The 13,158-nt window shown below is 49.9% G+C and carries 12 protein-coding genes; 9 read left to right on the top strand and 3 right to left on the bottom strand.

All coding sequences use genetic code 11. From position 1 onward, the window contains the following. Positions 1 to 409 precede the first annotated feature (409 nt). Positions 410 to 673 carry a zinc ribbon domain-containing protein gene (locus D082_RS17820; RefSeq protein ID WP_071880817.1) on the bottom strand — a complete coding sequence of 88 codons (264 nt, stop codon included), beginning with the start codon at positions 671 to 673 and terminating at the stop codon, positions 410 to 412. 17 nt (positions 674 to 690) lie between these two features. Here D082_RS17820 and D082_RS13595 point away from each other — a divergent pair, with 17 nt between their 5' ends. Then, positions 691 to 2,160 (top strand): TldD/PmbA family protein, encoded by a 1,470-nt coding sequence (locus D082_RS13595; protein WP_028947125.1) that lies wholly within the window; start codon positions 691 to 693, stop codon positions 2,158 to 2,160. A 26-nt stretch (positions 2,161 to 2,186) separates the two neighbouring features. On the opposite strand, the gene prmC is transcribed toward D082_RS13595, so the two are convergent. After that, the gene (gene prmC / locus D082_RS13590) at positions 2,187 to 3,086 is read right to left on the bottom strand and encodes a peptide chain release factor N(5)-glutamine methyltransferase (protein WP_028947126.1); all 900 of its coding nucleotides are present in this window, start codon (positions 3,084 to 3,086) and stop codon (positions 2,187 to 2,189) included. Between the two features lie 196 nt (positions 3,087 to 3,282). Between prmC and kaiC the strand changes: the two genes are divergently transcribed. The 7 genes from kaiC (at position 3,283) to D082_RS13555 (ending at position 10,709) form a co-directional block, all read left to right on the top strand. Then, entirely contained in the window at positions 3,283 to 4,800 is a 1,518-nt protein-coding gene (gene kaiC / locus D082_RS13585; protein WP_028947127.1) for a circadian clock protein KaiC, read from the top strand. Positions 4,801 to 4,845: 45 nt separating this feature from the next. Next, the gene (locus D082_RS13580) at positions 4,846 to 5,022 is read left to right on the top strand and encodes a PCP reductase family protein (protein WP_028947128.1); all 177 of its coding nucleotides are present in this window, start codon (positions 4,846 to 4,848) and stop codon (positions 5,020 to 5,022) included. A 135-nt stretch (positions 5,023 to 5,157) separates the two neighbouring features. After that, positions 5,158 to 6,096, top strand: a complete 939-nt coding sequence (locus D082_RS13575) for a glycosyltransferase family 2 protein (protein ID WP_028947129.1) — start codon at positions 5,158 to 5,160, stop codon at positions 6,094 to 6,096. A gap of 66 nt (positions 6,097 to 6,162) precedes the next feature. Continuing rightward, positions 6,163 to 7,779 carry an alpha/beta hydrolase gene (locus D082_RS13570; RefSeq protein ID WP_028947130.1) on the top strand — a complete coding sequence of 539 codons (1,617 nt, stop codon included), beginning with the start codon at positions 6,163 to 6,165 and terminating at the stop codon, positions 7,777 to 7,779. Positions 7,780 to 7,872: 93 nt separating this feature from the next. Further along, positions 7,873 to 9,471, top strand: a complete 1,599-nt coding sequence (gene gpmI, locus D082_RS13565; RefSeq protein WP_028947131.1) for a 2,3-bisphosphoglycerate-independent phosphoglycerate mutase — start codon at positions 7,873 to 7,875, stop codon at positions 9,469 to 9,471. A gap of 60 nt (positions 9,472 to 9,531) precedes the next feature. After that, positions 9,532 to 9,765 (top strand): preprotein translocase subunit SecG, encoded by a 234-nt coding sequence (gene secG, locus D082_RS13560; RefSeq protein ID WP_028947132.1) that lies wholly within the window; start codon positions 9,532 to 9,534, stop codon positions 9,763 to 9,765. Between the two features lie 152 nt (positions 9,766 to 9,917). After that, positions 9,918 to 10,709 carry a matrixin family metalloprotease gene (locus D082_RS13555; protein ID WP_028947133.1) on the top strand — a complete coding sequence of 264 codons (792 nt, stop codon included), beginning with the start codon at positions 9,918 to 9,920 and terminating at the stop codon, positions 10,707 to 10,709. A gap of 160 nt (positions 10,710 to 10,869) precedes the next feature. On the opposite strand, the gene D082_RS13550 is transcribed toward D082_RS13555, so the two are convergent. Then, on the bottom strand, positions 10,870 to 12,183 hold the full coding sequence (locus D082_RS13550) for a dihydrolipoamide acetyltransferase family protein (protein WP_028947134.1): 1,314 nt from the start codon (positions 12,181 to 12,183) through the stop codon (positions 10,870 to 10,872). A gap of 222 nt (positions 12,184 to 12,405) precedes the next feature. On the opposite strand from D082_RS13550, the gene D082_RS13545 reads away from it, so the two are divergent. Then, on the top strand, positions 12,406 to 13,044 hold the full coding sequence (locus tag D082_RS13545; RefSeq protein WP_010873237.1) for a DUF3318 domain-containing protein: 639 nt from the start codon (positions 12,406 to 12,408) through the stop codon (positions 13,042 to 13,044). The last annotated feature ends 114 nt before the right edge of the window (positions 13,045 to 13,158 follow it).

The raw sequence follows: 13,158 nt of genomic DNA, 5'->3' as shown, positions 1-13,158 counted from the left end.
ATCAGATGAAAAAGCCAGAAATTGAATGCTTCAAGCGAAATCTTCTAGAGCAAATATCCCCAAGCAATATATCAAAAATGCTGAGACTATTGATTGAGTGGTTCCCAAAATATATCAACCAGTTTTATGTTTTCGAAGAGCGATATTTGACATTTAATCTGGCCATTGTTCCCCCATTAAAAAAGTTAAGATAAAATTGTTTGACTTGCCAACGGATCTGGCTGACATATCCTTGGCGAACTTGGCAGAAACCCTTGGTCATTGTCTTATTTCTTCCATTGGTTATCACATGGTTATCACAATTCCAACATCTATCGCTGGGAAAATACTAAACTATTGCAAAATTTATTTTCTTTTGCCAAGCCATATTGACATCTTCCCTCGTCTAAAGGCGAAGGACTCCTAGACCTCACGATCCAGGTTTCTGTTTCATAGCACCAGCCTTCACAGACTTACTCTGTTTTGGTTTTACAGCCGCTCCGCAAACTAAGACCGCTAGTCCAGCCGCCAAAATATTGAGACTTGCATTGGTATCCCTATCGCGGTTGATTCCACAACTAGGACATTGCCAGTGTGGAATATTTAAGGGCATTTTCTCGACGATATGCCCACAGGAACTACAGCGTTTGGAGGACGGAAACCAGTAGAATACATTAAGAAATATTTCGCACATCCCTGAGAAAAATCACCATGGCCCCTACTCTGCTCCTCTCCCAGGATTTGCCTAGCCTCAACTACGACGTCAGTGGCGATCGCCTCGATGGTAGATGGAGGGAATCTTTATCCACGTTGCTGGGTTTGGGCAGGGCCGCCGGGGCCGACTTTGTCGAATTTTTCCTGGAAAAAGTTAACTATGTCAGTTGCCTAGCGGAAGACGACGCCATTACCAGTCTCACCCCCCGACTCTCCAGCGGTTGCGGTGTGAGAGTGTATAAAGGCAAAGGAGACTGCTATGTCAGCACCAATGACATTTCTTTCAATGGCCTCCGCACTGCTCTGGAAAAGGGTCTGTCAATTTTGGGTTTAACCCTGCCCTCTGGCCAATCCTTCATTCCTGAACTGAACTTGGAAATGTTGCGGGACTATGCCGGAGCCAAGGAAAAGGACCAATGGTTACACCGTTGTAGCCCCATGCAGGAAATGAGCGATATTTTGCTGGGGGCTAACCAAAAATTAGACCACTACGCTAGCCATGCCCAATCCCGACGGGCTGCCTATTTTCGTGATTGGCAAGAGGTTTTGGTGGCCGCCAGCGATGGGACCTTTGCCAGGGACATCCGCCTAACCCAATCCGTTGGCTTTTCCCTTTTCTGTGCTGACGGTGAACATCGTACCTCCATCGGTAAGCGTTCCGGAGATACCGGTAATCCCAATTATCTACGCACTTGGGATGCGGAAATCGCTGCCCAGGAAGTGGCGGAATCCGCCGGGAAAATGCTTTACGCCGACTACGTGGAATCGGGCAATTATCCTATCATTATGGCTAATCAGTTTGGGGGGGTCATTTTCCACGAAGCTTGCGGTCATTTGCTCGAAACCACCCAAATTGAACATAAAACCACTCCTTTCCTCGATAAAAAAGGGGAAAAAATCGCCCACGAGAATCTCACTGCCTGGGATGAAGGTCTGACCGATAATGCTTTCGGCACCATTGATATGGACGATGAGGGCATGCCCACCCAGCGTACTTTGTTGATTGAAAATGGCATTTTGAAAAATTTCATTGCCGATCGCACCGGTTCTATCCGCACTGGCCATCCCCGCACCGGTAGTGGTCGCCGTCAAAGCTATGCCTATGCAGCCGCTTCCCGCATGCGTAACACCTACATTGCCCCTGGTAATTATTCCGTGGACGACATTTTTAATTCCGTTGAAAAGGGTATTTACTGTAAGCAAATGGGGGGCGGTAGCATCGGAGCCACTGGGGAGTTTAACTTTGCTGTTTCTGAAGCTTACCTGGTGGAAAATGGCCAGCTAACCAAACCCCTCAAGGGAGCAACGTTAATTGGTACCGCCACGGAGATTATGAATAAAATTTCCATGTCTTCCCAGGATTTGGCCCTAGCGGCCGGATTTTGCGGCTCCGTTAGTGGCAGTATCTATGTCACCGTAGGCCAACCCCACATCAAGGTGGATGCCATCACCGTCGGGGGGCGTTAATTTTTCTCCTAATTCCAGAGAATCAGTTAAGCCAGGGTGCGGGCGGAGACAAACCGCTCAATGCCCGCCAGGTCGAGGTGAATTTGAATATCTTGATAACAGCCCGTTACTTTTAACTGCTGGGCCACAATGGGGGCTTGGCCTACCATAATTTCCACTAACCAAAAGCCACCGGGCTTTAAATAAGCTGGCGATCGCCTGATCAATTGCTCCACTGCTTCTAAACCATCGGGGCCGCCATCTAGGGCTAATAAAGGTTCATGGTTAATCACTTCCGGCTGTAAGTGGGCTAATTCCCATTGGGGAATATAAGGCGGATTGGACACCATGCCCTGAACCTGGCCCCTCAGATGGTTGAGGGGTTTCCACCAATGGCCTTGATGGAACTGAATACGATCGCCAAGCTGATTAAGCTGGGCATTGTCCCTGGCGATCGCCAAAGCGGAGCCGCTGCAATCCACTCCATGGACTATGGCTTGGGCAAACGTGGCGGCTAAACCCAAGGCAATGATCCCACTCCCCGTACCCAAGTCCACCCAATGGTCAGCGCAGTCAGACACGGGAAAATAAGGATGTTCCCGCTGGACTATGTCAATAATTAGCTCCGTTTCTGGCCGGGGAATTAGTACATCATCAGTCACTTTAATGGTAAAGTCACGCCACTGGGTTTGGCCCAAGAGGTATTGCACTGGATATTTTTCTTCCACTCTCCTCCGCCAGCCCCGTTGAATATTTTCCCAAGTTTCCTGCAAGGCAATCTCTCGGTGGCGAAAATCCTGCAGCCGGAGACCTAAACGGTCTAAGTCTGTCCACCCTTGCAATAACCAATCCAATTCCCCTGGCTCAATACCATTGGCGATCGCCATTTGTTGAGCTGTCGCATACCAATGGGCAAATTCTTCCCCGGCGATGGTGCCCTTATTCATCATTTATCGGCAAAATGGGTTTGCAATCTAGTTCCCAAGCATAGCTACCTTTGCATTTTAGCCCTAAGCTCAAAGACCCATTGACAAGGGGCAGATATTTCCCACATTGACTGCCCCTGGCTGAGATCGGTGGTATCGGTAGCATTGTCAACACTGGTATAATGCCCGTTTGTTCCGAATATTTGGCAGTGAACGGATGTTAGAGCAAGAGACAGGTGGTATCGAGAAGTTGGAGACGGGTATTCCAGGCTTTGATTTTCTCTCCGATGGTGGTCTTCCCCTTGGCCGTGCCACACTGATAGCCGGGACAGCGGGGAGTGCTAAAACTATTTTTGCTTGCCAATTTTTGGTCGAAGGTATTCATCGGGGAGAAAACGGTGTTTTTGTCACCTTTGAAGAACCGCCCAAGGCCCTAAGGAAAAATATGCGGGGTTTTGGTTGGAATATTCAGCAATGGGAAAATGAAGGCAAATGGATTTTTGTTGATGCTTCCCCCCAACCCGGCGATCGCCCCATTGTCAGTGGAGAATATGACCTGGGAGCTTTGATTGCCCGCATTGAACACGCTGTCCGCAAATATAAAGCCAGCCGTATTTCCCTCGATTCCCTGGGGGCCATTTTCAGCCATCTCACCGACAGTGCTCAGGTGCGGAGTGATTTGTTTCGCCTCGCCTCTGCCCTGCGGGAGTTGGAAGTCACCGCCATCATGACCGCCGAGCGGGTAGAAGAGTATGGAGAAATTAGCCGCTACGGAGTAGAAGAATTTGTGGCCGATAACGTGGTTATTGTCCGCAACGTCCTGGCCGATGAAAAACGTCGCCGCACCATTGAGATCCTTAAATATCGTGGCACCGACCACCAAAAGGGCGAATTTCCCTTCACTATTATTAATAAAAAGGGCATCGTCATCATTCCCCTGTCGGCGATTGAGCTAGAGCAAAAATCCTCCGATATCCGCATTACCTCCGGCAGTGAAGAATTAGACCGCATGTGTGGCAGTGGCTTCTTCCGAGATTCGATCATTTTAGTCTCCGGGGCAACGGGCACAGGCAAAACCCTGATGGTGACGGAATTTATGGACGGAGGCGTGGCCAATGGAGAGCGCTGTTTAGTCTTTGCCTTTGAAGAAAGCCGGGAGCAATTGATCCGCAACGCTACCGGTTGGGGTGTGGATTTCAAGCAAATGGAAAAAGAAGGCAAACTGAAAGTGGTTTGTCGCTATCCCGAAACCACCAACTTGGAAAATCATCTGATCATGATGAAGGATATTATCCAAGAATTTAAGCCCAATCGAGTAGCAGTGGATAGTCTTTCTGCCCTAGAAAGGGTTTCCACCCTGAAAAGTTTTCGGGAATTTATTATCGGTTTAACTTCATTTATCAAACAGCAGGAAATTGGCGGTTTATTTACCTCCACCACCCCCAATTTACTGGGGGGAGCGTCCATCACCGATGCCCATATTTCCACCATCACTGACTCCATTATTCTGTTGCGTTACGTGGAAATGTACGGGGAAATGCGCCGGGGGATTACAGTGCTAAAAATGCGGGGCTCCATGCATGATAAGGACATTCGGGAGTTCTCCATCGATCATAAGGGCATGCACATCGGCAAACCTTTCCGCAACGTCACCGGTATTCTGGCTGGAACGCCCATGTACACAGCCCAGAGTGAGGTGGAACGGCTCAGTGGTTTATTCGATGAGAAAATATAGTCAATTCCCCCTGCCCACCTTTGCAAATCCGGAGGAAATTAATCTATGCAGTGGCAAGAATCCTTACCCTGGACTCCCGAAGCTCGGCAGAAGTTGAAAAATATTCCCTATTTTGCCCGGGTACAGGCCCGTCAACGCATTGAGCAGTTGGCCCGACAAGGGGATCTAGATGAGGTGACAGTGGATTTGGTGGAGCAGGCCCGTCTGGAGTTTGGCCAGTGAACCGTTGCTCAGATTTATCGTTCAACTGTTCGGGCTAAAGCTATCAGCAATCCCCCTTTAACCATGGTTAGCAATTCCACCAATTCCCTGAGCTGGTCTGAAATTAAGGCCCATAATGGCGATCGCCAGGGGCCAATGTATTCTCTGATCGTGCCGATTTATAACGAAGAAGATAATATTCCTTTGTTATACCAGCGATTAAAGGTGGTGATGGACGGTTTGGGTAGTGCGGAATTGGTGCTGATTAACGACGGCAGTGGCGATCGCTCCCTGGAAATGATCCGTGCTTTACACAATCAAGATGAACGGGTTTGTTACCTTAGTTTTGCCCGTAACTTTGGTCATCAGGTGGCAGTGACGGCGGGGTTAAACTTTGCCCGGGGGCAAGCGGTAATTATCCTTGATGCGGATTTACAGGATCCTCCGGAATTGGTGCCCCAACTAGTGGAACAGTGGCAGGCAGGCTACAGCGTGGTCTATGCCCAGCGGGTCAAGCGTCGCCAGGAAGGTTGGTTCAAGCGGCTAACGGCCTATGGATTTTACCGACTGTTGCAAAGGCTAGCGGATGTTAAGATCCCGGCGGATACGGGGGATTTTTGCTTGATGGACCGCCGGGTGGTGGATTTGCTCAATGCCATGCCAGAGAGGAATCGTTACATTCGGGGCTTGAGGGCTTGGGTGGGCTTTCCCCAAACCGGCATTAAGTTTGAACGGGACCCCCGCCATGCAGGAGAAGTGAAATATACTTTCCGTAAGTCCCTGCGTTTGGCTATCAATAGCCTTGTTTCCTTTTCCATTGTGCCCCTGCGCCTGGCGACCTACCTAGGACTTTTCGCCGCCCTGTTGGCCATGGCTATGATGGTATTGGTTCTATACTGGCGCTTGTCAGAAACCAATTCCCCTTTAGATGGTTTTGCCACGGTGGTCATTGCCAATCTTTTTTTCGGCGCAGTCCAGCTAATTTGCATTGGTATTTTGGGAGAATACATTGGCCGTATTTACGATGAAGTTAAGGGCCGTCCCCTCTACACCTTGGCAGAAATGGCCGGATTTGAGAAAAATTTTTCTCGGTAATAAAGGTTTTTTCTTCTATTATTTAAACGATTTTTTCTATTTTAAGAAAGTTGAAATAGTACATTTATGATTAATGTTAAGCGCTTTTTTAGAGTGGTTATCACCGCTGGATTTTTGACCGTTGGCTCCCCTAATTGGGCGATCGGGGCGGAAAAGATAGTCTTTTCCCTCACTCCCCTGGGTCAATTTGACGTCTCTGTGGAGAGTTTGACCACCTTTGCAGAAACAGGAAATATTGATCCTGATTTGGCATTTTATACCCAACATTTGCGGGGGGAAGAATTAGAAAAATTGCGGGGGCTATTAAATCACTCTTTTAAGATAAATTCCGTAGAAGCTTTTGAATTTTTTAACACCGCTTTTGGTAAAGAAATTGCCCAACAGTTGAGCTATATCATTGATGCCCCTGCCAACCAAAGCCAGCCTTTTTTAGAGGGAGCTATTATCACCGCTGCCCAAAATTCCAATGGCTTTAAAATTATTGATGTGATTAATGCCTACGGGGGCCAAGAGCTAGTTTTAAACCTCGATACTTTTAAAAATACCCTTGACCAAGCTGATAGTTTATACCAAGCCACCGACCGCATTTTTGCTTGGTTGGGGACCCAGGAAAATACCTCCGCCTCTACGGTGCCGCCCCTGGCACCATTGGATTTGGCCCAACCGGGAACTCAACCCTGGACAAGGGAAAATTTGACCATTCCCCGTCCCGATGGCCAGGCGGTCAATGTCTTTGTCTATTTGCCCCAGGGCGGTGGTCAGCCTGCTCCCTTAGTGGTAGTCGCCCCCGGTTTAAATTCTAATTTTCAGGCTTTCACTTACATCGCCGACCATTTGGCTTCCCACGGCTTGGCGATCGCCGGCATTGATTTTCCTGAAAGTGATGCGGCCCGGATGCAGGATTCTCTCCAGGGTTTAGACACTTTTCCCAATCCCAACGCTTGGTTGGACCAACCCCAAGATGTGAGTTTGGTGCTGGATACCTTGGCCCAAAAAGCGGCAACGGATCCAGCTTGGCAAGGCAAATTCGACATTAACAATGTGGGGATTTTAGGTCACTCTCTAGGAGGTTACACGGCGATCGCCAGTGGGGGGGCAACCCTGGAATGGGCAGAGTTACTGCAACAGTGCGGCCAATTAAATCAACCCAATCAAATTAACCTCAACCCCGCCCTACTCTGGCAATGTCAGGGGGTTGGTAGTGCCCCGCCTACCTCTAACCTGAGGGAAAAGCGGATTAAAGCAGTGTTGGCCATCAACCCAGTTACTAACCCTATTTTTGGCCCCGATGGTATGAAAAATCTGGCCGTACCCACCATGATTGTGGCCGGCAGTAAAGATATTTTTGCTCCACCGGTACCGGAACAAATCATTCCCTTTTCCCTCATTGAAGGGGTGGATAAGTATCTGCTGCTAGTGCAAAATGGCACCCATTTATCTTTTCTAGAAGATACCGACAATTTACCGGAAAAAATTGTTGGCCCAGGGCAGGATTTAGCCTACACCTACATGAAAAGTTTAGGTTTGGCTTTCTTTGATCTCTACCTCCGCCAAGATAGTACCCTTAAACCATATCTAACGGATGGCATGGTGCAAAAGATGAGTCAAGATCCTCTACCGCTGCAATTGGTACAAAGTCTTACTTCAGCCCAACTTCAACAGGCCATGGATATTAAGAATTAAGCTCGGTCCGGAGGGGCAGTTACCCCGGATGTTTTTGATGGTATTATCAAGGGCATCTTTTGCAGACTTTTTAACTGTAGTGAGGCAATAACCATGGCAGAGGCACCGATCGCCCCGGTGGTTCTGGTCATCCTAGATGGCTGGGGCTATCGTCCAGATACCCGCGCGAATGCAATTGCCCAGGCTAATACGCCCATTATGGAGAGTCTGATCGCGGCCTATCCCAATACCCTGGTGCATACATCGGGGAAAGATGTGGGTCTACCGAAAGGTCAAATGGGTAATTCTGAAGTTGGTCACCTCAATTTGGGTGCTGGGCGAGTGGTGCCCCAGGAGTTAGTGCGTATCAGTGACGCCATTGAGGACGGGAGTTTTTTTGACAACCAAGCGTTGGTGGAAGTCTGCCAACGGGTGCGAGATCGCCAGGGAAAATTACATTTAATCGGTCTATGTTCCGACGGTGGTGTCCACTCCCACATTGACCATCTTTTGGGGCTGATCGACCTGGCCAAGCTCCAGGGCATCAGTCAACTGTGCATCCATGCCATCACCGATGGCCGGGATACCGCTACTAACCAAGGGGCCCACTTTGTCCAACAAATCCAAGCCCACCTAGACAAAATTGGCTTGGGACGTATTGTCAGTGTCAGTGGTCGCTACTATGCCATGGACCGCGATCGCCGTTGGGACCGGGTGGAAAAAGCCTATCGCATCATGACCGAAGATGGAGTGGGGGATGGCCGCAGCGCAACGCAGGTCATTAAGGACTATTACGCCGATGACATCACCGACGAATTTATTCCCCCCACTAGAATTGCCACCGGGGCGATCGCCGCTGGGGATGGGGTGATTTTCTACAACTTCCGCCCAGACCGAGCCCGGCAAATGTGCTACGCCCTAGTTAACCCCAGCTTTGATGGTTTTCCCCGGGAAAGAATCCAACCCTTGGATTTTGTTACTTTTACCCAGTACGATCCCTCTTTGCCCGTAATTGTGGCCTTTGAACCCCAGAATTTGAATAATATTTTGGGTGAAATTATTGCCCGTCAGGGTTTAAGGCAATTCCGCACGGCAGAGACGGAGAAATATCCCCACGTCACCTACTTTTTCAACGGCGGTTTAGAGCAACCCTTTCCAGGGGAAGACCGGGAACTAATTCAAAGCCCCATGGTTTCCACCTACGACAAAGCGCCCCAAATGTCCGCCGAAGCCGTCACCGATACGGTCTGTCGGGCCATGGAAAAAGGTATTTACTCCCTGGTGGTGGTCAATTACGCTAACCCCGACATGGTGGGGCACACCGGCAAGCTCAAAGAAGCCATTCAGGCGATCGAAACAGTGGATCGTAGCCTGGGTCGTCTCCTCGCTAGTGCGGCCAAAATGGGAGGAACGGTACTAATCACAGCGGACCACGGCAATGCGGAATATATGAGTGATGAGTCTGGCAACCCTTGGACGGCCCACACCACTAATCCAGTACCTTTTATTTTGGTAGAAGGAGAAGGGCGTAAGATTCCTGGCCATGGTGGTGAGGTTAAGCTAAGGGAAGGGGGCCGTTTAGCGGACATTGCCCCAACCATTTTGGATATTTTGCAACTGCCTGTTCCGGCGGAAATGACCGGCAAAACCTTGATTGACCAACCTTTGGTGGAAATTAGAGCCAATCGCACCCCAGTGAACCTCTCCCGTTAGGGTTGGATAAACAGGCTAAAATAAAAAACTCGCATGATCGCCGAAGGGCACTGAATTGTTATGACTTTAATCACTGTTTTACGAATTGTTTGGATGGCTTCCGCCGCTCTGTTAACCATACTAGTGTTGCTCCACAGTCCCAAAGGTGATGGCATTGCCGGCATCGGTGGCCAGGCCCAATTGTTCACCAGTGCCAAAAGTGCGGAAAAGACCCTTAACCAGGTGACCTGGACCCTGAGCATTATTTTTATTGGCCTGACTATTATTCTCAGTGCTGGCTGGCTGGCTAACTAAGTCGACAAGTATTTTGGTCAGTGTGGCCTGTGTCAACATCAGTCACCGTCAATTAGTGCAATTAGTGCGATTCCAATAACCTTGGGCAACTTTGATTTGATTTCCTTCGCGCCATTCGAGGTCTCGGGAAATTCCCGGCCGGGGGAAGAATTGTGAACAAACAAATCAAGCTTTGGGGCTGGTTCTTAGCCCTGTTCCTGTTGGCCGTAGTCCTAGTTAACCTACCGGCGATCGCCAATGATGGAAACAATGGCAAAAATCCGGCTTTACCGAAAGCTCAAATTCACCCTTTGCCCGTGGAGTTGGTGGATCTAGCCCCCAGCCTCGATAATCTCAGTCTGCCTGGGGATGATGGCACCGATTATTTCTCTCAGATTCAGCCTTCTCCCCTGGGTTATTTACTCTGGTCTAACTTCCCCGTCACTGTAGCGGTGGACTATCCCCCTGGGTTAACCCCCGGCAGTGCTGCCCAAAAACGCTACTATATTTGGCAACAGGCCATTAAAACGGCGATCGCCGATTGGCAAAAGTTTTTTCCCCTCACCATCGCTGAAAGTATAGTCGAGGCGGACATTGCTATTTTTTATCGGGAACCGCCCCTAGCCCGTACCGTGGACCCGCAAACCGGATTAGTTAGTTTCGGTCGGGCCCGCACCGCCCAGGCTAGCCATGAATTTTATTGGACTGACACATCCCCACCCCAACTACGCCACCGCATGGCGATCGCCATCAAACCTGGTTTAGCCCCCCTTTCCCTCCAAGGCACCGCCCGCCATGAACTGGGGCACGCCCTGGGCATTTGGGGCCACAGTGATCGGCCCGAAGACGCTTTATACCCAGCCCAAACGGCCGATGTTCCCCCCATTTCCCCTAGGGATATAAGAACCCTATATCGGCTTTACCAGCAACCCACCCGCCTCGGTTGGCCAGCATCGGTTAATTAGCAAAGCTTGGCTTTTTTGGTGGGCCCATGTGTACAAAATTATCTCGGCTTTAAAATTCCAGGACTAGATAGGAAAGATCCGGAAAGCGAATCCCCCAAAACTGAACGAATTGGGGGACTTTGCAGACCCAGTAAACTAAGCTGATCCACCATGCCGTGGGCTACATAGTCAAAGACTGGGGATTTTCCTCAATGATGGTGGCCAAATCTTTTAGGAAAGCCGCGGCATGGGCTCCATAAATGACCCGATGGTCACAGGTCACATTAACTGCCATTTGTCGTTTAGTACCAATCAAGCCTTCCTCATTAGCCACCACCTGGGGACGGGAAGCGCCCACTGCCAAAATTCCCCCCTGACCGGGCGGCAGAATGGCATCAAATCGATCCACCCCAAACATGCCCAGATTAGAAATAGTGAAAGTACCAGTACTGTATTCCTCCGGCTGTAATTGTTTAGCCCTGGCCCGTTCCACCAACTCTTTCCAGCGGCGGGAGAGGGAATAGATGTCCACTTGATCTGCGTTTTGTAGCACTGGAGTGATCAGGCCGCCATCGGGCATAGCCACAGCCAGAGCAATGTTGACATCCTTGTGGTAAGCAATGCCTTGGTCAGTGTAGCTGGCGTTGACAATGGGGTGCTTTTTCAGCGCTAGGGCCACAGCTTTGGCCAATAGGGCCGTCATAGTCACTCCCTTGCCTTTAATTTGCTTGTAAAGTTGGTCTAATCCATCGGTGGTAATGGTGTAACCTACCCGGAAAGTGGGAGCCGCCATGGCCGCCACCATATTTTGAACCAGCGCTTTCTGGAATGTGGTCAGGGGCACTGTTTGGCCGACAGGGATAGTGGAAGTCGGTGTTGCAATGGAGGGAACAGTGGAAATAACGGCGGCAGGGGCACTGATAACTGGGGCACTGGGCACAGCGACCGGAGGACTTACTGGTTTGCCAGCGGCATTTTCGATATCAGCGGCCACAATTCTGCCGTGGGGGCCAGTACCAGCAACAGTAACCAAGTCAACTTTTAACTCTTTGGCTAGCTTTTTCGCCCGCGGGGAAGCAATGATCCGTCCACTGCCTTTACCATTACCGTTGCTGCTGGGGACTGGGGTTGCTTCCGTAGTTGTCGGACTGGCGATCGCCACCGGTTCAGGCTGTTGGGGAGTCGGAGTTGGAATTGGGCCTGCACTAGAACTACCACCGGAGCCCGCTTTAGCCTGGGCCTCGGCAATTTCCGCTTCCGTTTCCGCCACTAGGCCTAGGGTTGCCCCCACGGGAGCTTCTTCCCCAGCCGGCACTAAAATAGCGGCCAGGTAACCTTCGTTAAAAGATTCCACGTCCATATCCGCTTTGTCCGATTCCACCACCAGGACAGTTTCACCTTTTTCCACTTTGTCACCGGGGGACTTAGTCCAGGAAACAATTTTCCCCTCGGTCATGGTGGAACTCAGGGCGGGCATGAAAATGTCGTAAATCATGGTGGTTTTATCTCTTATATCTCTTGGGGATCCCTTGGAATACAGGGGATTAGGACTGGGCAAGACCGTTCAAATTCTATCAGATTTGCGCCAGAGGATTGGGTAAACAACGCTTTTAGACCATCTGGGCGATCGCCTTAGCGATGGACCAAAGGAAAATGTCAAAATGGGTTAGGATTATCCAGATCCACTGTTGATCAGTCAAGAAAATAGCAAACTGCCATGACCTCCTACTCCTCTGCAACGGCCCGCGCTGAAATGAGTGAACTGCGGCGCTTGAAAAGTTTACTGCCGCCGGAACTCCAAAGTTGGGTAATGGTGGAAGGGAGCACTGAAGTTAATCCCCCCTTGATCCGTTCGGAAGAATTGGGAAGGGATGAAATTGAAATTCAGGTGGATTTGGCTAAATGGGAAAATCTGGCCATCGACCAGCGAAATTTACTCTTTTGGCATGAGGTGGCCCGGATTCAAAGCGACACTATTCCCCGGGAAGGTTGGGAAATGGCCGCCCTGGCCATCGGTTTAGGCGGTGCAGTGGGGGAACTGTGGGTACAAGACGGATTGCTCTTGCTTTTAGCTCTAGGGTTGTGTGGTATTTCTGGCTACCGGCTCTGGCAAAAAAATAACGGTGAAAAGCGCATCAAAGAGGCGATCGAGGCGGACGAAAAAGCGATTACCCTAGCCACCCGTTTCGGCTATACCCTACCCAATGCCTACAAAAGTCTTGGCAGTGCCTTCAAAACATTGATCGAGCAAACCCCCAACCGTCGTCAGCGTAAACAGTATGAAACTCGCTTACAAGCCCTACGGCAAAGTGCAGCCAAAATGAAAGCTAAAACCCAAAAAGCCAAGGCCCTTTAACAATTCCAACGGTTTGCCCATTGGATTTCAGCTCCTATGCTTGGTATTTTTTCTCGGCGGTGACCAATCCATGCCCCCTATTACTGCTCAGTAATGGTCGCCCTAAACGAGGCC

It is taken from the genome of Synechocystis sp. PCC 6714, from assembly GCF_000478825.2.
GTDB lineage: Bacteria > Cyanobacteriota > Cyanobacteriia > Cyanobacteriales > Microcystaceae > Synechocystis.
This window is presented reverse-complemented; position numbering and strand designations above follow the sequence as displayed.

Bases quoted from the DNA above. Each gene is read 5' to 3' on its own strand.
- D082_RS17820 (WP_071880817.1), bottom strand. From the start codon at position 673: ATGTGCGAAATATTTCTTAATGTATTCTACTGGTTTCCGTCCTCCAAA.
- secG (WP_028947132.1), top strand. From the start codon at position 9,532: ATGACTTTAATCACTGTTTTACGAATTGTTTGGATGGCTTCCGCCGCT.
- gpmI (WP_028947131.1), top strand. From the start codon at position 7,873: ATGGCAGAGGCACCGATCGCCCCGGTGGTTCTGGTCATCCTAGATGGC.
- kaiC (WP_028947127.1), top strand. From the start codon at position 3,283: ATGTTAGAGCAAGAGACAGGTGGTATCGAGAAGTTGGAGACGGGTATT.
- D082_RS13545 (WP_010873237.1), top strand. From the start codon at position 12,406: ATGACCTCCTACTCCTCTGCAACGGCCCGCGCTGAAATGAGTGAACTG.
- D082_RS13575 (WP_028947129.1), top strand. From the start codon at position 5,158: ATGTATTCTCTGATCGTGCCGATTTATAACGAAGAAGATAATATTCCT.
- prmC (WP_028947126.1), bottom strand. From the start codon at position 3,086: ATGAATAAGGGCACCATCGCCGGGGAAGAATTTGCCCATTGGTATGCG.
- D082_RS13580 (WP_028947128.1), top strand. From the start codon at position 4,846: ATGCAGTGGCAAGAATCCTTACCCTGGACTCCCGAAGCTCGGCAGAAG.
- D082_RS13570 (WP_028947130.1), top strand. From the start codon at position 6,163: ATGATTAATGTTAAGCGCTTTTTTAGAGTGGTTATCACCGCTGGATTT.
- D082_RS13595 (WP_028947125.1), top strand. From the start codon at position 691: ATGGCCCCTACTCTGCTCCTCTCCCAGGATTTGCCTAGCCTCAACTAC.
- D082_RS13550 (WP_028947134.1), bottom strand. From the start codon at position 12,183: ATGATTTACGACATTTTCATGCCCGCCCTGAGTTCCACCATGACCGAG.